Raw genomic sequence first — 17979 nt, 5'->3', positions numbered from 1 at the left:
AAAAAGCCCTGCCGGAGCAAAGCTTTTTTGAGAATTTATTCCGTCACGAGGTCTTTAACGCAGCGTACCGAGAATTGGTCATCCTTAGAATAGGACTTGTTTATAGAGAGTCCTACATCTACATTCAAAAGAATCCCATAAGCATGAGTCTTTCCATCTGCATCCGATGTCCAGAATGAAGCATCGTTCGAAATGTAATAATAACCCGAAAAAGGCACGCCTTCAGATTCCACTATATATTCACCACCAGGAAGCATTGTGAATCCATACTTATCCGTACCATTCGAATTTTTCCAACCCTCATTAGACCTGAGAACCGTAAAAGCAGCACTTGCACCACCCACTGCGTCAAAAAGTTCCCCCCATTCCGCTTTGCTAGGTAAATGCCAACCTTCTGGGCAGATTCCTTGTACAACACCTTCACTAATGCACAACTTTCCAGAACCACATTCATCCTCTGTTCTCCCTACAGCAGCCGCCCATGTATAGAGCCTACCGTATGTGTCACAATTTGATGAAATATCTTTATAGCAAGAGCTATTTTCAACTTCATAATTCAAGTTTTCGGCCATCCATGTTTCGGAATAATCTTTACTCTTAACTTCAATTGTCGTGTACTTGTAAATCTGATAAGTTTTTTCTTCAGTGTCTTTATTTTCAAATTCAGCACAGAACAAATGATCCGCATCCACTGCTTTGTATTTTTCATCGCCGCATTTTTCATAAACCACAACTTTTTTGCCATTTTCGCAAGTCTCTAATTCCACATCATATTCTTCCCCATTACACAGAGGATACGTTTTATTGTTAAAACAGAATTTTGCATGTACGTTATATAATTCGTCACCACAAGATTTCAAAACTTCTACAGGTTCGCCATTAACGCATTCATACATCGCTGGGTCATATTTTTTGCCATTGCAAAGTGGATACGCTACCCCCTCTGCCGTGCAGAAACTTTTTTCGGGGTCATAAGGCTTTGTTCCGCATATGGTCTTGTAAAGCTTTGTCGTAGTAGCATCTTTGCCTTCGCCGCACTGGATTTGAACAACACCATCCATGTCGCTCACGATCTTGCAGCTGGCGCCGTCACTACCATTTGTGCCGTTAGTGCCGTTCGTACCGTCTGTGCCTTTTGTACCAGGAGCACCCGGTTTACCATCAACGCCATTGTGAATCGTTACGGATGTTTTACCGCAGGTCACAACAGCATCATCGCTATCTTCGGCTTTAGCGACAGAACAAGAAGTTCCATCCTTACCATTAGAACCATCTTTACCGTCAGCACCATCAGCACCGTTCTTCACACTTCCAATAGACTTGCCATCACAGATAACATCAAATCCCGAACCATCCTTAAAAGCAGTCATGGTGCAAGACTTTCCGTCGGTACCGTCTTTACCATCAGCGCCATCTTTTCCGTTCTTGCCATTTGTACCATTGCTACCATTCTTGCCACTGACAGCTGTACCGGTAACGGCCGCCCAGCCATCGTCTGTGCAAGCATAGACCTTCACAGAGTCAGACACATAGACAAACTTACCTATAGCAGACTTATCACATTTGCCCAAATCTTTAAACGCCTTAACGGTGTCAGCGCCGCCATATTCAGAGATATTGGTCACTTCATCACCGCACGCCATCAAAAGCAATGCCGTTCCAAAAAACGGAATAAGACAATTTTTCATTTATTTTCTCCTAAAAATATTTAAAATTTCAAATCAACAGGATTGAAGTTGAATTTCACGCCCGAACGGATCCAAGCATCCGAGCCATCTTCTTTTTTGTCATGCGAGAGATTGCGATAGACGCGGAAGCCCCCGCCAAAGTAAAATCTGAACCAATCTTGCACTTTCCTTTCGTACAAAGCATCTACGACAAACTGTTTTTCCACAACTCCAGAAAGAGCATCTTCAGATTTCAAAGCAACATCATAGTCCGTATAAAGTTCCTTATCGCCCTGACGGAGCCATGCAAGCGTAAGCGTTGCCGAATGAACGCCACCGCTCCAGTTCATGTCAAACCAGAGATCCAGAGCATCGCCACCCCTGCGGTATCCAATAGGGTAATCGACAAAGTAGGCATCGGCATAATCGCGGTCGCCCTGTTCGCGATAATTGCTGCGGTAATTACGGCGACCCGTGTATTTTAAAAGCGGGAGTCTACTATTGTTTGATGCCGGGTCCGTTTTCACGACATCCAAGCGCCAAGAGAATTTGCCGTAGTTACGAGTTTCAAGTTCATGATAGTAGCCGACCATGTAATTGATAATGGAGCGGTTCGTCCCCATCTTTTTATCTTCACCGACAGGGCTTGCAATATCTTCCATATTAATTTGGCTGTAGAACTTGGCACCATTGGAAGTCTTGTAACCAAATTCAACAGAAGTCGCCGCCGAAGTGTATCCCGTTGCATAATTATCATGCCAGTACATGAATGGATTGAAAGAGCGGAATTCCAAAGACTTGCCGCCAATCACACTTTGTTCGACCAAATAAATCCAGAACTTTTTCGTCTCGACACCAAACCTGTGGAACACCATATTTTTCACGTTCTCGGTATAAGTGCGATTGCGCTGGTTGCTCACTTGGCGCTCCGTACACTTTTGAGCGTACGCTTCGCTATCCTTACTTTCCGGGCACCCCGTCTCGTGATTCATCACATCGCCAAATAGCCAAGCATTCAACGAGCTCAACATAAAATCGTAACGGAAAATGCCGATACTCAAATTCCAGTGGATTCCATCGTGATAAGGCAATCCACCAAGGAAAATATCGTTCCTGGAAACCTTCAAGTCTTCGGGATTAAAACGGCCAAACTGCACAAAGCCAATAGGATTATACCACTTGGCATAAGCATTTATCGGCACATTGATATCAAGCTCGCTAGGCTTGTAAGTAAAGTTCGTCTTCAGTTCGCTATTGTACCAAGCTTCCAGATCCTTGCGAAGCGGAGCCTCCAGCAAAAAATGGAAGTCCTTGTATCCAGCACGGAAACTGAGAGTAAAGAAAGGATTGATGCGTTCCTCGTAATTGCGAGCCGTTTCAAGAGGAATGCGGAGTCCGCGCCAATTTTTCCCATAATATTCGGCAGTATCCACAGCAAAAACGGGATCCGTCGGGCCACCATTAAAGCCAAAATTGAAATCGGTCCCGATTTGAAAATAGCCAACCTTTTTCGCAGGCTTTTCCGAAACGTTTTCAGCCGAGGCAAACGCCACCACTGCCATCAAACAAACAAACAATAAAGTACGAGATAACATAACATAAATGTATTAAAAAGTCTTTTGAACATGGAGATGCCCGCTCAAGGCGGGCATGACAAATCAGGCATGAAGCGGAGCGGACACGCCGTGAGCCGGAGGTGACTCGTATTGACGAGTCATCGAAGGCGAGAGCGGAGCGCCGACAGAGCTTTTCTATTAAAACAGAGCGAAGCAGGTACCCGTGAGCCATAAGCGGCACGGCGTAAGCGTGCCGTGTTGGCGAGAGTGAGGCGAAGAAGGAACTTATCCTTTGCACAAGAGCCGAACGGTGCGCATTAGTGAGCCACAAGTGCCTCGTATCAACGAGGCATGGTGGCGAGAGCGAGACGACGATGGATGTTCCATATTACACAAGAGTCGAGCGGACATCAGAAGGACCACCCAGGCAGGGAGACCCGGGTGATCCCTTGTGTTGTGGTGGGTGCGCACTCACGCACCCGTGTGTGTGTGTTCTTTCTCGAGGGCGTGTTCGAAAACCTCGAACATACCTGGTCGAATTTCGTTATTGCAATGTAGGGCTAATCGTTATTCACGATTAGAACAAGTCATTCATACGCATGAAGGCCGGCAAGTCATAATCGACATTGCTTTCCTTGAGTGCGTCTTCAGAACCCTTCTGGTTACGCATGAAAGCCGGAGTGCCATAGTCCACAGCGCTGACCTGTTCGGTCTGAGCCGGGCGGGATTCCTGCTTGATGGTATTTGCATAGTTGCCGTTAGAAAGCGGATCTGCATCGGCAGCACCCGGCATTTCTTCGGTTTCACGAGCAGTCTTAACAGCAGCAACAGCCTCTTCAGCATAGCCAGCCTTAGCGTCAAAGCTCGGAGAAGCGAAAGAAGAAGCCGGAGCAAACATAGCGGCAGCGGTATTCACCGGGGCAGCCTGGCGAGCGGTTGCGCTTGCGTAAGTGCTCTGCGGAGCCGTGTAAGACGGAGTTGCCGGAGCCGTAGCCGGGACAACGCGCTGCGTGACAGCCGGAGTTGCAACCGTCGGAGCAGCGCTCATAGAAGCGGTCGGCATGGCGGCAGTGTTACGGCCAGCAAGGGCAAGGAAGTTCGTGGTCGGACGCGGAGTAGCAGCCTGCACCGGAGCAGCAGAGGCCTGATACTGAGCCTGAGCCGGATTCATCTGATAAGCAGCGGTACCGATACCAGCATAGTTCACTGCAGCAGCATTGTTCGTGCCACCGCAACCCGTTGCGATGATGGTGATGCAAACCTTGTCGCCAAGTTCCGGAAGAGTGATATCACCGACGATGATGTTCGGGTTGCCTTCTTCGCCCACAGCGTCGTAAATGTGTTCCATAGCTTCGTTGTGTTCGAGCAAGGAGTAATTTTCGCCATGAGAAACGTTGATGAGCACGCCAGAAGCACCCTGGATGTCGATATCTTCGAGAAGCGGAGAAGAGAGAGCTGCATCGGCAGCGGCAACACCGCGGCCTTCGCCTTCTGCAGTACCCGTACCCATAAGAGCAGAACCACCCTTGAGCATAACCTTGCGGATATCAGCAAAGTCAACGTGTACGAGACCATGACGGAACATGATGCTGCAGATGCTCTGCACTGCATTACCGAGAATTTCGTCAGCCATCTTGAAGGCTTCATCGACAGTTGCGTTCTTGTTCGTATTCTGGATGAGGTTCAAGAGCTTCTTGTTTTCGATAACGATGATCGTATCAGCGGCTTCGCGGAGAGCGCGAACACCATTCTGAGCCAAGGAATTACGGACGTTACCTTCAAAGCGGAACGGCTTTGTGACAACGGCAACCGTAAGGATTCCGAGTTCACGTGCAACAGTAGCAACGATCGGAGCAGCACCCGTACCGGTACCACCGCCCATACCAGCGGTAACGAACACGAGGTCCGCACCCATCATAGCCTTCTTCAAGTCATCGATATTTTCTTCGACAGCCTTACGACCCATTTCCGGATCCATGCCAGCGCCGAGATTTCTCGTGCTCTTTTCACCGATAAGAATCTTGTGATCGGCAAGGCTCTGGTCAAGTGCCATAGCATCAGTATTGATGGCGTAGTATTCTACACCTTCAATATTCATCTGCTTCATGCGGTTCACAGTGTTACCGCCGGCACCGCCGACGCCAAACACCTTGACCTTAGCATTTCTGGAAGGGGTGTCATCACCCGTGATACGAGACATTGCCTCGAAGTTGATGTTTTCAAAGTCACTCATAGTTTATCTCCCTGATTTGAGTGGTTTAACGATTAAAAGTAAGTTCTAAAGATGTCGCGAATGCGCTGCATACCCTTCTTGACGGTAACGAGCAATTGGGTATCTGTGTCACGCTGTTTTCTTTCGCGATGTTTCTTGTTCGCGTAGTACAAGAGGCCAATGCCCGTTGCATAAGACGGATTCTGGAAAGCTTCCTGGATGCCACTCATGCCCCTCGGCTTGCCGATATGGACAGGCTTCTTGAATACTTTAGCTGCAATTTCTTCAATGCCGGCAAGATTGCAGCAGCCACCCGTAAGAACGATACCGCCATCAATGACCGTATCAAGGTGGTGCTTTTCCAAATCCTTTGCCAAAAGCTTGAAGATTTCCGCAACACGAGCTGTAATAATCTGCGCTAAAAGCTTACGAGAACAAAGAACTTCTCCGCGGTCTCCCACACCAGGGACCGGGAAGGTTTCATCTTCAATCAAATTGTTGAGCGAGCAGGTGCCATACTTTTTCTTGAGTTCTTCGGCCTTCGTGAGAGAGACCGGAACCTTGAGGCACTTGCTAATGTCACTAGTAATAATATTGCCTGCAATGTCGAGCGAAGCCGTGTAACGTACGGAATCCTTGACAAAAACGGCCACGTCAGCAGAACCGGCGCCAATATCGATCAGAGCCACACCGAGTTCGCGTTCGTCTTCGGACAAGACGGCAGAGGCGGCGGCAAGCGGTTCAAGCACAAAGCCTGCCACATTGAGGCCTGCGCGGTTCACACATTTTGCGATATCCTGGAGAGCGTTCGGGCGTGAGGTAACCACCTGAACTTCAACTCCCAAGCGACGGCCAGAATAGCCTTTCGGATTGCGGATGCCCGTTCTATCGTCCAGCGTATATTCACCCGGGAAAATATGGATAATTTCGCCAGCCTTGTCCGGAAGCGTGCTTGCCAGTCTCTGGACGTTGATAATATCTTCATCACGGACTTCGTTTGTCGGGAGCGATACAAGTCCCTTATAGCTGTAAGACGACACGTGCTTACCCGCAATGCCTACGTAGACATCGCGCACATCGACACCTGCCGACGATTCCAGCATATGGACGGCCTTCTGCAACGTTTCCACGACGGAATCGTATTCATCGGAAGATTCCAACGGGAAATCGCCACATTCCACAACTCGGACAGATTCGCCTTCCGAGATGCCGACGAATAAATTCACTTTCGAAGCGCCAATATCAAGCCCGAAAATGTAGTCTTCTTTCTTGACCGATTGCTTATTGTCATCCATTGGTACACCTCTTATCAATGTTTTTTATATACGCAAATCCATGAAATCTCATATCTACCTCGCTAGCGCAAAGAAGATCTTTTCTAAAGCCCTTTCCGATAGCATCGTACAAAGTAAACAATTCCTTATTCCAGTTCGATTCCGGAAACATCACGCGGAATCCGGCATCCTTGAAAAAAACTTCAAACCCAGAATCTTCTTCGGACCAGCCCACTTGCGATACGCGATCGTAAAGCGGCTTATCTTCCTTACGCATGGCGAACAAGAACTGGGCCACCTGTTTCACCTTCCCTACGGATTCATTTTCAAGAATCGGCAGGTGCAAAGCAGTCATCATCGACATCGGGAGCGAAAGGCCTCTTTCGGAATAAACCGTACCCTTGCCATTTTCAAGAACAGACAGGATAGGCGATGCTTCCTGAAGCTTGATGTAAAGCGACGAAGGGAACTTGCTTTCGACTTCTGCAGAATGGATGAGCGGGATCTGCAAGAGAGACTTCTTGACAGAGTCTGCATCCAGTTCCGACATGAGCATTCCAGTTTCCACCTGAGCGCCCTGCACCACGTCTTCCCACGAAAGCATGCGATTGCCTTCGATTTCGATGTACTGCAGATGCCTGAGTTCAAGCGGGTTGATCTGGTGTAGATAGAAACGACTCTGCCACAGTGCGACGGTAGCCAAGACAAGGAGCAAAGTCAAAACCCAGCCCTTGCGCTTGAACCAACGGACAGCGTTAGCAATGCGCATCCGTCTCATACGGGCACGCTTACGCTTGCGCTTGCGTTCGTTGTATCCGATCCGTCGACCGAACATGTTCGTATCATCTAAAGTCAAACGCTCTTCTCCAAAATCGTCTGGCCAAGTTTCCAAATGTTACCGGCACCCATCAGAACAATCACATCGTTCGGCTTAAGCAAATCCTTGCAGACCGGGATCAGGTTGTTCACATCACCGATAAAGCGGGCATCGCGGTGACCACGGTCAGCAGCGCTGTTCGCTACCATTGCACCGGTCACGCCTTCAATCGGCTTTTCGCGGGACGGATAGATATCGGTCACCAAAAGCACATCGCAGTTCGAGAATGCGCTACCAAAAGCTTCGTGCTGGTCGCGAGTACGCGTAAACAAGTGCGGCTGGAAAGCGACAATGATACGCTTGTCCGGGAATGCTTCGCGGAACCCGAGCAAAGTTGCAGTTGCTTCGGTCGGGTGGTGAGCGTAGTCATCAAAGACCATGACGCCGTTCTTTTCGCCAATGAATTCAAAGCGGCGCTTCACACCTTCGAATGCAGCCACGGCCTTGCGGGCAACTTCAATCGAAATGCCTTCTTCGACAGCAAGAGCAACAGCAGCCGTTGCGTTCAAAACGTTGTGGCGGCCCGGAATCTGGAGCTTGAACTCACCGAGGCTCTGGCCATCGTTGAGGATTTCAAACTGCGGATAGCCCTTCACGAACTTGAGATTTTCAATGCGATACTTTGCCTGGCGAGTAAAGCCGTACGTAATCACTGGCTTCTTGAGGTGCGACAAAATCTGCTGCACGTTCGGATCGTCGAGGCATACAATCACCTGACCGTAGAACGGAATCTTGTTTGCAAACTGAGTGAACGCATCCTTGATGGCATCGATGTTCTCGTATGTATCGAGATGGTCGGCATCGATGTTCGTGATGATTGCCGAAGACGGCATCATCGAAAGGAAGCTGCGGTCAAATTCGTCACTTTCGGCAATGAGGTAGTCGCCGTGGCCAACCTTAGCGCCACTGCACTTGCCCTTCACAATGCCGCCCACGATAATCGTCGGGTCAAGGCCAGCTTCTTCCCAGATGGCGCCAACGATAGACGTCGTCGTGGTCTTGCCATGCGTACCGGCAATAGAGAGCGTGTACTTGAGGCGCATCAGTTCACCGAGCATTTCGGCGCGGCGAATCACCGGGATACGGCGGTTGCGAGCTTCGACAAGTTCCGGATTGTCAAACGGAATGGCAGAGGAATAAACGACCAAGTCCGCATCTACGACATTTTTTGCTTCGTGCTTCGGGTCAATGCGAATGCCAAGGCCTTTCAGGTAATCAATGACAGCACCTTCGCCCATATCGGAACCCGTCACCACAAAGCCGTTTTCATGGAGCACTTCGGCAATACCGGACATACCGGCGCCACCGATGCCCACAAAATGAAGGCGACGAACACGTTTACAATCATTAATCTGCATTACGTTCTCTCCATATCCAGGATAATTTTTGCAATCTGGTCAGCGGCATCGGGCATGCCAAGCGATTTAGCGGCTTCGCCCATCTTCTCCAGGCGTTCAGAATCGTACAGGAGAGCTTCCACCTTGTTCCAAAGATCATTCGGTTCATCATCAAGTTCCACAAGAGCAGCGCCAGCCTTTTCGACCACACGTGCATTGTGTTCCTGATGGTTTGCAGTCGCATGTGGGTACGGGAGCAAAATAGACGGCTTGCCAAAAGCAAGGATTTCTGCAAGTCCCGATGCACCAGCGCGGCTGATAATCAAATCGGCATGCTTCATGTAAGCATAGATGTTGTCCAAGAATCCACGGACAGCGACGTTCGGCAAAATGCCAAGGCGTTCGTTGATGCTATCGACATTTTTGGCGCCCACCTGCCAAACCACACTAATATCTTCGTGGGCGGCAATGCGGCCAATGCTTTCTTCAATCTTGTTGTTGATGCCAGCAGCGCCCTGCGAACCACCAACGATAAACACAGCCTTGCGGCCTTCGCGGAATTCCACCGGACGGGCCAAGGAATCAGCAGAAGGCAAATCACGAATCGGGTTGCCAAGAATGCGGGTCTTTTCAATCGGGAAACCCTTCATGGCCTCTTCGGAAGTCACAAAGACAGTCTTTGCATAACGGGCACCAACCTTATTTGCGATACCGGCAACAGCATTCTGTTCCTGCAAATAAACCGGAATACCCATGGAACCTGCTGCAAGCACGATCGGGAGCGAAACATAGCCACCCGTTGCAATCACCACATCCGGATTCACTTTTTTAACAACACTCTTAGCGCGAATCAAGGACTTCGTCAAGTTGAACGGCAAAGCCAAATTCTTGAGGAACGGTCCACGGTGCAGCGGAACCGCAGAAATATATTCGTACGGCCAGTTCTTTGCCACAAGGCGTTCTTCCATAGAATCCTTACGGCCCGCAAAAGTAATCTGAGTGACACCCATCTTCTTCAAACTCTCGGCAATAGCCACTGCCGGGAAAATGTGGCCACCCGTGCCACCGCAAACAAAGAGGAACTTTTTCATATAGAACTCCTTCTTGTCCTAAAATTCATAAACCGACTTGTGTCAAACGAAAGCGTGCTGCTCATATAGGGTTCGCGAATGCTCTTACCGCTTGTCGAGCGGGAAATATTCAACAAAATCCCAATAAATGCAGCCGAGAACATCAGGTTCGTTCCGCCAAAGCTAAGGAACGGAAGCGGCTGACCCGTCGTCGGAATAAGACCAACACACACGCAAACGTGAATGACAAAATTCAAGAAAAGCGAAGTCGTAAGAGCCACAGCCATGTACCTGCCAAAGCGAGTCGTCGAAGACCTTGCAATGTTGTAGCCCTGCGAGAAAAGGATTGCAAAAGCGAGCAACACGGCAAATGTACCGACAAAGCCAAATTCCTCGCCAATCACAGAATAAACCACATCCTTATGGGCTTCGGGCAAGTATCCGAGTTTCTGTTCGCCCATGCCGATACCCGTTCCAAAGAACCCGCCATTGCCAAGCGCTTCAAGAGCGTGGCGTCCCTGCCACTGAGAAGCCGTCATCGTACCGTCTGCAGAGAAGTGCGCCAAAATACGGCTACGGGAATGCGGCTTCAAGAGAAGCGCAATAAGACCCAGCGGCATACTCACGAGAACACTCAAACCGACATACTTGTAGTTTGCACCAGCAATCATGAGCATCACGAGCAAAAGCACGCAGAACATGATGAGCATCGAGAAGTTCGGCTGGCAAACGAGCAAGATAGCAGAAATTGCCAAAGGAACCGCCGGCTGGATAATCGTGCACTTGATAGACTTGATTTCGTCACCCGCGTTCGAAAGCTTCGAGCAGACCCAAGTGATAAAGCCAAACTTCATAATTTCAGAAGGCTGAATACCCCAGATCCAGCGAGAAGCACCCTTCACCTCGCCACCCGAAACGATAGCGGCCAAAGTGAGAATGGCGCCAAAGCCAAAGATAACGCGGGCAAGCACCTTCCAAAGCGCATAGTCAATCTTGTAGAACACGCCAAGAATCACAACCGCCCCCAAGACCTTAAAGAGATGGGCCTTGAGGTAGTATTCTGCAGGCAAGTTACGAGAAGATGCCACCGGTGCCGAGGCAGAATAGATAACAGCGATGCCAAAGCACATTAATATTAATGTGACAATCAGCAAAAGCTTGTTCATTCCTATGGCTTGAGAGTTGGACATCTTAACTTGTAAAACCTTACCTTAAAATCTGATTACCGGCACCATGCTGAGGAGTGCATCGACCACCTTTTCCATGTGCATTCCGCGGCTGCCCTTCACCAAGACCACGTCACCTTCGGCAACCGTTTGGCTCAAGTGATTCACAGCTTCATCGACGGAATCAAAATGGAACACATTCTTCATGCCGCGAGACTTAGCGCCTTCCACGTACTTCTTAGCTTCCTTACCGACAGCAAGGAGCAAATCAAAATTCATTTCGGGCACCATAGCGCCAATCTGCTTGTGCAAATTGCCACTTTCCTTGCCAAGTTCAAGCATGTCGCCAAGCACAGCAATACGCAAGCCTGCAACTTTCATGTTGCCAAGCGTCTGGAGCGCCATCTTCGTCGAAGACGGGTTGGCGTTGTAGCAGTCCGAAATCACCTTGAAGCCGTTGGCAACCTTAATTTCCATGCGCATGCTCGTGGAGGTAAAACCAGCCAAAGCCTTTGCAATGTCACCCTTCGGGATGCGGAGAGCTTCGCCCACGGCAATAGCGGCGAGAGCGTCATAAAGGTTATGGTCACCCGGAACGTTCAACACAAAGTGCGTACGGCCGATGTAGAAATCAGCGCAGAGGTTTTCGGTCCACTTGAGCTTTTCGGGCTTCACGACACCACGGCGCACACCGAACGTCACGACCTTGTAATTCTTGGTCGCCTTCACCTTGCAGAGGCGTTCGTCATCGGCATTCACAATCAACGTGCCGCCCTTCTTGAGGCCTGCTACAATGTTGATCTTTTCATTGAACACGCCGTCCAAATCGCCAAGGCGTTCGAGGTGGCTTGCGCCAATGTTCGTAATCACGGCAATATCCGGTTCCGTAGCCAAGGAAAGCGGGCGGATTTCGTCCGGACCACTCGTACCCATTTCGACAACGGCAGCTTCGTGGCTATGCTTCAACTGGAACAGTGTCATCGGGACACCGATATGGTTGTTGAAGTTACCCTTTGTTGCATGGGTATTGAACTTCATCGAAAGCACAGCCTTCGTCATTTCCTTTGTAGTGGTCTTGCCATTACTACCTGTAATAGCGACCTTCTTCAACTTGAAAAGTCTTTGATAGCCCTTGGCCAGTTTCAAGAGAGCCTTCGTCGTATCTTCGACCGGAGCGTACATCTTGAAATTCGGATCGATAGCAGTTTGGTTAACAACGCTCATCAGAGCTCCATCCTTTTCCATTTGAGATACAAACTGGTGGGCGTCAAAGCGAGCACCCTTAATCGGCCAAAAGACAACGCCCTTGGCACTTTCACGAGAATCCATGCAGAGATTCACCTTGCGTTTCAAGGTACGAGCAGGGACACCGACCGCTTCGGTTTCCAGAATCTTGAGCATTTCTGCAATAGTCAAATCAAGCTTCAGCATCAGTCATTGCCTTCACCGCAATTTCGCGATCGTCAAAATGATGTTTGGTCTTACCAATGATCTGGTAATCTTCGTGGCCCTTGCCCGCAATCACAAGCCAGTCGCCGCTCTTGAGTTCTGCACAAGCGCGAATAATGGCTTCTTCGCGGTTTTCGACCACTTCAAACTTGTCCGTTGTCATGCCGGCGCGAACGTCAGCGATGATGTCTGCAGGCTTTTCGGTACGCGGATTGTCCGACGTAAGCCAAGCCTTGTCCGCAATGCGTTCGGCAATGCCACCCATGATCGGGCGCTTCGTCTTGTCACGGTCACCACCGCAGCCAAACACGGTCGAAAGTTTGCCGCGGCAGAGGCTACGAGCCACATTCAGCACGCGTTCAAGGGCATCCGGCGTGTGGGCGTAGTCCACAATCACATGCTTGCCGTCCTTGCTCCAGACCTTTTCAAAGCGACCCGGAACGCGTACGGTCGCAATAGCCTTGCGCATGGCATCTTCAGGCACGCAGAGAGCGTGGGCCCATGCAAGCACCAAGAGCAAGTTGTCCACGTTAAAGTCGCCACAGAGCGGAGTTTCAAACTTTTCCGTTGCAATCATCGGGAGCGAAAATTCGAGACCGTCTTCGGTACTCTTGATTTCGCCAAACGGCTTCACGTCAGCCTTTGCCTTGCCGAGTCTCGAAACAGCCACCTTACGGCAATCGAGAGCGTTAAAGAGCTTTTCGCCGTGAGCATCGTCGATGTTGATGACAGCCACGCCATTATCTGCAAGGTACTTCGTAAAGAGCAATTTCTTGGCCTCGAAGTAGGCATCCATCGTCTTGTGGTAATCGAGATGGTCCTGCGTCAAGTTGCTGAAAAGTCCGCTTCTGAACTTGATGCCAGCCACACGGCCCTGATGGAGCGAATGAGAAGAAGCTTCCATCACGAGGTCCGTGCAACCCGCTTCAACAGCGCGAGAAGCAAAGTCATAAAGGTCCAAAAGACCCGGAGTCGTAAGCGATGCCGGCACGGACTTGTCACCAATCTTATTCTTGATGGTACCAAGCAAAGCCGTCTTGCGGCCTTCCGCTTCGAGCATGGCGTTCATGAGGAACGCACTCGTCGTCTTGCCGTTCGTGCCTGTAATGGCATGGCAAGTGAGTTTGCTGAACGGATCCTTGTAGAAAATTTTTGCCGCTTCGAGACGGGCAGCCTTCACATCGGGCACCTGGATCCACTTGGACGTCAGTCCTTTGGGAGCCATAGTCTCACCGACAACAGCAACGGCACCAGCCGCGATAGCGCTACGGGCAAAGGCTTCATAGCCTTCCGCCGGAATGGAGAAGAACAAATTCCCCGGTTTCACACGGCGGGAATCATCACAAAGCCCCGTCACGGACAACTTTTCCATAAGTCCTTCCGAAATCATCAGCTTTTCTCCTTTAAGGTCAGCTTGCAAATCATGCCCCTCTGCAAGGCTTCTTCGGCCTTGGGTTCCTGGGCTACAACGCGTCCCTTTCCTGTATATTCAACATTCATGCGGATGTTCCCCATCACTTCGAGAGCATCCTTTAACGAAAGTCCCTGCAAGTTCGGCATTTTGCTAGCCACAGCATCGCCGAGCAAAAGCGTCTTGCCATTCACAAGGCCTGCGTCCACACGTTCCGAAATCACGCGGAGCCCCTTGCCTTCAAAGTGAACCACGCAGCTGTGCTTCCTTGCATAATCTTTAACGGCAGAAACCATCATTCCGCCAAAATCCTTGTCGCACGGAGAACCGAGCTTTACCTGCTTCAAGTTATGGGCAAGCGGCGAGAGCGCCGGATGGTAATAAATCCCTTCCATGATGCGGCGGAAAATCGGGCCAGCTGTAAGACCACCGACGTGCTTACCCTGCGGGTCATCCACAAGTACGAGGCACACATAGCGCGTATCTTCGGACGGAGCAAGCCCAATAAACGAAGCCACCTGGGAATTACGGTCATAAGAACGGGTCAAGTGATTGTACTTTTCAGCCGTACCCGTCTTGCCACCAAACAAGACATCGGGCAACTTCTGCGATGCAACACGCTTTGCCGTACCGCTATTCACCACGCGGTTAAGCATCTTGCGGATTGTTGCAGCTGTCTTTTCAGAAACAACTCTGCGGAGTTCCACCGGCTTGTTCTTTTCAACGACATCGCCATTGGAATTGCGCCATTCCTTCACAATCTGCGGACGCATAAGCTTACCACCATTAGCAATAGCAGCATAAGCCATGACCATCTGGATCGGAGTCACAGAAACGGCGTGGCCAAAGCCCATCGTCTTTAACGTTCTATCATCACGAGTAAGTTCCGTCGGCGTCAAGAGTCTTCCGCTTTCTTCACCTTCGTAGTTGTCAAACGCTCTCGTACCAATGCCAAAGGCGCGTGCCATCTTGAATAGGCGATCTGCACCCACTTCAGAGGCAATCTTTGCAAAGACGATGTTCGAAGACTGCACCATCGCTTCGCTCATGTCCATATCGCCATACACGTGGGTATCGCAAATTTTTTCGGACCTCGGATTCCATTTCCAGCAACGGCCTTCGTTTACAAAAATCTTGTTCGGGCTGACGGCGTTATTTTCAAGTGCAGCCGCAGCCGTAATGACCTTGAACGTAGAACCCGGTTCATACGACATCGAAATGATTTCGTTCTTCGACATACGACCGACACCCTGATTCTTGGAATTCGGGTCAAAAGTCGGGTAGCTAGCCATCGCAAGAATTTCACCCGTGTACGGATCCACGACAACAGCACTTGCGCTCGTTGCCATGAATTCGGCAACGCCATCCTTCAAGGCCTTCTCGACAATTTCCTGCATATTGCGGTCAATCGTCAGCACAAGATTCAAGCCAGACTTCGCTTCGACCACATTTTTCGAACGGTAATAGACTTCACGGCGATGAACATCCTGGACACTCACGCGAATGCCTTCGTCACCGCGGAGGCTATCGTCGAAAATCTTTTCCATGCCCATGCTGCCCGAACCATTATAGCCCACCTTGCCTACAATCTGAGAGGCCAAGGAGCCCTGCAAGAAGAGACGGCTATAACCCAGGTTATCGCTCGTATCGCGCATGCTTTCTGCAAATACGACACCATTGCGGTCCATGATCGTCCCGCGTTCGGCATACAAGTTCTTCGTATGCGTCACCATCGACTTCGTATTGACCTGATAAACACTACGGTTCAAAACCTGGATGTCAAAAGTCTGCCAAACGAGCACACCAATCGTGCAAAGGACAAGGCTCTTCAAAATAAACAGAGGATCTGCGCCGTACTTATTCATGCGACTCCCCCGTTATCATGATTTTTACCGGAACGCCATTCAATCCAAGGCCTGAACGTTCCGCGAACTTTGCAAGATGGTTCATAGACGTAAGCTTGTTGATTTCGTAATCCCTCAAAAGGATTTCACGATTGAGCAAGTTCGCCTTTTCCCTTAATCCATAGAAAGTGCCGTAAAGACGGTTGATGCGGTTCTGCATATATACAGGAACCATGCACACCATCGAACCAACAAGCACAAGGAGAAGCACAACACCCATCACGCCATGCTTCCCGGATTTTACGGATTCATTCTGCACGTTATCAGTCATACTCTTTCATACACCCTGAGTTTTGCAGAACGAGCCCGGCTGTTCCTGTTGATTTCGTCAGCCGAGGGCAAGATCGGCTTGCGGTTCACTTTTTTCAAACGCTGGTGGTTACCACCGCACATGCACACCGGCAAGTTTTCCGGGCAAATGCATGCCTTTTCAAATTCTGCTGCCGTTTCCTTAACACAGCGGTCTTCCACAGAATGGTAGCTCATCACGACCAAACGTCCACCCACCTTGAGGCAATCGACTGCTGCGCGGAGGCTATCTTCAATCTGCTTGAGTTCGCCATTCACTTCCATGCGGATAGCCTGGAACACACGAGCCAAAAGGCTATTGGCGTCACGGCGCTTGTCCGGGAACACGGCTTCGACAACGGCCTTGATATCGCTCGGGAGCACATCGCGACCCTGAGTGGTAATTTCTCCCACTTTTTCCTTGATGCGGGTGGCGAGTTTGAACGCACGATCCATATCGGCATTCTTGCGGAGCGCAGCGGCGAAATCATCTTCGCTCACCGTGCGGAGCCATTCCTGAGCAGAAACATTTTCGCGACGGTCCATACGCAAATCGAGCGGATTGTCGCCAACAAACGTGAAACCACGGCTAGAGTCATCCACCTGATGGCTGCTGATGCCGAGATCATAAAGGATACCGTCAATAGTATTCGGTTCAATTTCGTTTCCGAGTTCAGCAAACGGAACCGGATGGACAATAAACTTGGGGAGAACGCCTGCAAGGCGCTTCGTTGCAAACTGAACGGCTTCGTCATCACGGTCAAACGCATGGAGCGTTCCCGCTTCGTTCAGCTTTTGAGCAATAGCATAAGAATGGCCGCCACCGCCAAGGGTGCAGTCCACATACACTCCGTCAGCCTTGATATTCAGACCTTCAAGGCATTCTTGGAGCATTACCGGATCGTGATAGAATTCTCTCCCTTGAACTCCAGCGACCGCGGCTTCGGAAATTTCATTTACATGTACTGACTTGCGGAGATTGTTATCTGCCATTATCCCCCTCCGTCAAGCCTTCACCATAGAACGCGGCATCGAAAGCGTCGATAGCTTCATTTGTCTGTAAGCCATACTTTTCGTTGTAACGTTCAGGATTCCATAATTCGAGAGTTTTACCGCTGGCCTGGACGTAAAGAACTTCGTCTTTAAGACCGGCATACTCCAGCAATATTTTGGGGAGTAAAATGCGATTCTGGCCATCCATCTCCACGACTGTGGGGCAGAGGCCTCTCCGAACTAAATCGGCTTGACGGCGGTCGGACCGGCTGTCCAAGTCCGCCATGAATTTCTCAAACTCGGGTAGGACGAACAACCGGAGGGTGCGGTCCGGGCCACGGGTGACCACGAACTCATTCCCTTCGGACGCCGAAAGCTGACGACGGAATTCCCTAGGGAAGGAGGTCCTTCCCTTTCCATCGATCGCCGTTTGGGCTTGTCCTATGAAAGAAGTGAAATTCATATTTGACACATTTTACCACAACACTTATCACACACCACAAATATACCCACTTTCTACCACTATGGCAACAGAAAACCGGGGTCGAGCTTAAAAAAAGCATACTTTTACCGTTTGTTAAAGAAATTTTTACACAAAAATCCAGTTTCAGACGCCATCGAGAGTAATATTTACGTAAGATTTTCGTTATAAAACATTTTCGTCACCCTGAGGAGCATAGCGACGGTCAGGTTTATCAAAAGCACCTTCGTCACCCTGAGGAGCGTAGCGACGAAGGGTCCAGTCAAGTCTCGTTAAAGTAACTGGATCCTGCTC

At 49.9% G+C, this 17979-nt stretch carries 14 protein-coding genes; all 14 read right to left on the bottom strand.

Annotation, left to right across the window (positions count from 1 at the left end; genetic code table 11):
* Nucleotides 1–35 precede the first annotated feature (35 nt).
* The 14 genes from B7991_RS05100 to B7991_RS05035 all read right to left on the bottom strand — a co-directional run bounded on the left by B7991_RS05100 (nucleotide 36) and on the right by B7991_RS05035 (nucleotide 17667).
* Nucleotides 36–1688 (bottom strand): FISUMP domain-containing protein, encoded by a 1653-nt coding sequence (locus B7991_RS05100; RefSeq protein WP_088629887.1) that lies wholly within the window; start codon nucleotides 1686–1688, stop codon nucleotides 36–38.
* A 20-nt stretch (nucleotides 1689–1708) separates the two neighbouring features.
* The gene (locus tag B7991_RS05095; RefSeq protein ID WP_088629991.1) at nucleotides 1709–3229 is read right to left on the bottom strand and encodes a hypothetical protein; all 1521 of its coding nucleotides are present in this window, start codon (nucleotides 3227–3229) and stop codon (nucleotides 1709–1711) included.
* A 571-nt stretch (nucleotides 3230–3800) separates the two neighbouring features.
* A complete protein-coding gene (gene ftsZ / locus B7991_RS05090) occupies nucleotides 3801–5456 on the bottom strand; it encodes a cell division protein FtsZ (RefSeq protein ID WP_088629886.1) in 1656 nt (551 codons plus the stop codon).
* Nucleotides 5457–5488: 32 nt separating this feature from the next.
* Nucleotides 5489–6730, bottom strand: a complete 1242-nt coding sequence (gene ftsA, locus B7991_RS05085; RefSeq protein WP_088629885.1) for a cell division protein FtsA — start codon at nucleotides 6728–6730, stop codon at nucleotides 5489–5491.
* A complete protein-coding gene (locus tag B7991_RS05080) occupies nucleotides 6723–7544 on the bottom strand; it encodes a cell division protein FtsQ/DivIB (RefSeq protein WP_088629990.1) in 822 nt (273 codons plus the stop codon). Before B7991_RS05080 ends, ftsA begins: the two co-directional genes overlap by 8 nt.
* Nucleotides 7545–7561: 17 nt before the next feature.
* Nucleotides 7562–8944, bottom strand: coding sequence for a UDP-N-acetylmuramate--L-alanine ligase (murC, locus tag B7991_RS05075; RefSeq protein ID WP_088629884.1), 1383 nt, complete (start codon nucleotides 8942–8944; stop codon nucleotides 7562–7564).
* On the bottom strand, nucleotides 8944–10014 hold the full coding sequence (gene murG, locus B7991_RS05070) for an undecaprenyldiphospho-muramoylpentapeptide beta-N-acetylglucosaminyltransferase (protein WP_088629883.1): 1071 nt from the start codon (nucleotides 10012–10014) through the stop codon (nucleotides 8944–8946). The genes murC and murG overlap by 1 nt, the downstream gene beginning before the upstream one ends.
* The gene (locus tag B7991_RS05065; RefSeq protein ID WP_088629882.1) at nucleotides 10011–11183 is read right to left on the bottom strand and encodes a putative peptidoglycan glycosyltransferase FtsW; all 1173 of its coding nucleotides are present in this window, start codon (nucleotides 11181–11183) and stop codon (nucleotides 10011–10013) included. Before B7991_RS05065 ends, murG begins: the two co-directional genes overlap by 4 nt.
* Before the next feature lie 21 nt (nucleotides 11184–11204).
* A complete protein-coding gene (gene murF / locus B7991_RS05060; RefSeq protein ID WP_088629881.1) occupies nucleotides 11205–12590 on the bottom strand; it encodes a UDP-N-acetylmuramoyl-tripeptide--D-alanyl-D-alanine ligase in 1386 nt (461 codons plus the stop codon).
* Nucleotides 12577–13980: a UDP-N-acetylmuramoyl-L-alanyl-D-glutamate--2,6-diaminopimelate ligase gene (locus tag B7991_RS05055; RefSeq protein ID WP_254917854.1), complete on the bottom strand. Its 1404-nt coding sequence runs from the start codon at nucleotides 13978–13980 to the stop codon at nucleotides 12577–12579. The genes murF and B7991_RS05055 overlap by 14 nt, the downstream gene beginning before the upstream one ends.
* A gap of 17 nt (nucleotides 13981–13997) precedes the next feature.
* Nucleotides 13998–15884, bottom strand: coding sequence for a penicillin-binding protein (locus B7991_RS05050; protein WP_088629879.1), 1887 nt, complete (start codon nucleotides 15882–15884; stop codon nucleotides 13998–14000).
* Complete coding sequence (locus B7991_RS05045) at nucleotides 15877–16194, bottom strand: hypothetical protein (RefSeq protein WP_088629878.1); 318 nt, start codon at nucleotides 16192–16194, stop codon at nucleotides 15877–15879. Before B7991_RS05045 ends, B7991_RS05050 begins: the two co-directional genes overlap by 8 nt.
* Nucleotides 16191–17204 carry a 16S rRNA (cytosine(1402)-N(4))-methyltransferase RsmH gene (rsmH, locus tag B7991_RS05040; RefSeq protein WP_088629877.1) on the bottom strand — a complete coding sequence of 338 codons (1014 nt, stop codon included), beginning with the start codon at nucleotides 17202–17204 and terminating at the stop codon, nucleotides 16191–16193. The genes B7991_RS05045 and rsmH overlap by 4 nt, the downstream gene beginning before the upstream one ends.
* Nucleotides 17194–17667 carry a division/cell wall cluster transcriptional repressor MraZ gene (locus B7991_RS05035; protein WP_088629876.1) on the bottom strand — a complete coding sequence of 158 codons (474 nt, stop codon included), beginning with the start codon at nucleotides 17665–17667 and terminating at the stop codon, nucleotides 17194–17196. The genes rsmH and B7991_RS05035 overlap by 11 nt, the downstream gene beginning before the upstream one ends.
* Between the last annotated feature and the right edge of the window lie 312 nt (nucleotides 17668–17979).

The sequence above is a fragment of the Fibrobacter sp. UWB3 genome, from assembly GCF_002210405.1.
Classification (GTDB): domain Bacteria; phylum Fibrobacterota; class Fibrobacteria; order Fibrobacterales; family Fibrobacteraceae; genus Fibrobacter.
Note: the sequence above shows the minus strand (reverse complement) of the source record. Positions and strands in the feature narration are given on the sequence as shown.

Excerpts from the sequence above, each read along its gene's own strand:
- ftsA (WP_088629885.1), bottom strand. The coding sequence starts at position 6,730 with ATGGATGACAATAAGCAATCGGTCAAGAAAGAAGACTACATTTTCGGG.
- B7991_RS05065 (WP_088629882.1), bottom strand. The coding sequence starts at position 11,183 with ATGTCCAACTCTCAAGCCATAGGAATGAACAAGCTTTTGCTGATTGTC.
- rsmH (WP_088629877.1), bottom strand. The coding sequence starts at position 17,204 with ATGGCAGATAACAATCTCCGCAAGTCAGTACATGTAAATGAAATTTCC.
- B7991_RS05100 (WP_088629887.1), bottom strand. The coding sequence starts at position 1,688 with ATGAAAAATTGTCTTATTCCGTTTTTTGGAACGGCATTGCTTTTGATG.
- murG (WP_088629883.1), bottom strand. The coding sequence starts at position 10,014 with ATGAAAAAGTTCCTCTTTGTTTGCGGTGGCACGGGTGGCCACATTTTC.
- B7991_RS05045 (WP_088629878.1), bottom strand. The coding sequence starts at position 16,194 with ATGACTGATAACGTGCAGAATGAATCCGTAAAATCCGGGAAGCATGGC.
- murF (WP_088629881.1), bottom strand. The coding sequence starts at position 12,590 with ATGCTGAAGCTTGATTTGACTATTGCAGAAATGCTCAAGATTCTGGAA.
- ftsZ (WP_088629886.1), bottom strand. The coding sequence starts at position 5,456 with ATGAGTGACTTTGAAAACATCAACTTCGAGGCAATGTCTCGTATCACG.
- B7991_RS05035 (WP_088629876.1), bottom strand. The coding sequence starts at position 17,667 with ATGAATTTCACTTCTTTCATAGGACAAGCCCAAACGGCGATCGATGGA.
- B7991_RS05050 (WP_088629879.1), bottom strand. The coding sequence starts at position 15,884 with ATGAATAAGTACGGCGCAGATCCTCTGTTTATTTTGAAGAGCCTTGTC.
- murC (WP_088629884.1), bottom strand. The coding sequence starts at position 8,944 with ATGCAGATTAATGATTGTAAACGTGTTCGTCGCCTTCATTTTGTGGGC.
- B7991_RS05055 (WP_254917854.1), bottom strand. The coding sequence starts at position 13,980 with ATGGAAAAGTTGTCCGTGACGGGGCTTTGTGATGATTCCCGCCGTGTG.
- B7991_RS05080 (WP_088629990.1), bottom strand. The coding sequence starts at position 7,544 with ATGTTCGGTCGACGGATCGGATACAACGAACGCAAGCGCAAGCGTAAG.
- B7991_RS05095 (WP_088629991.1), bottom strand. The coding sequence starts at position 3,229 with ATGGCAGTGGTGGCGTTTGCCTCGGCTGAAAACGTTTCGGAAAAGCCT.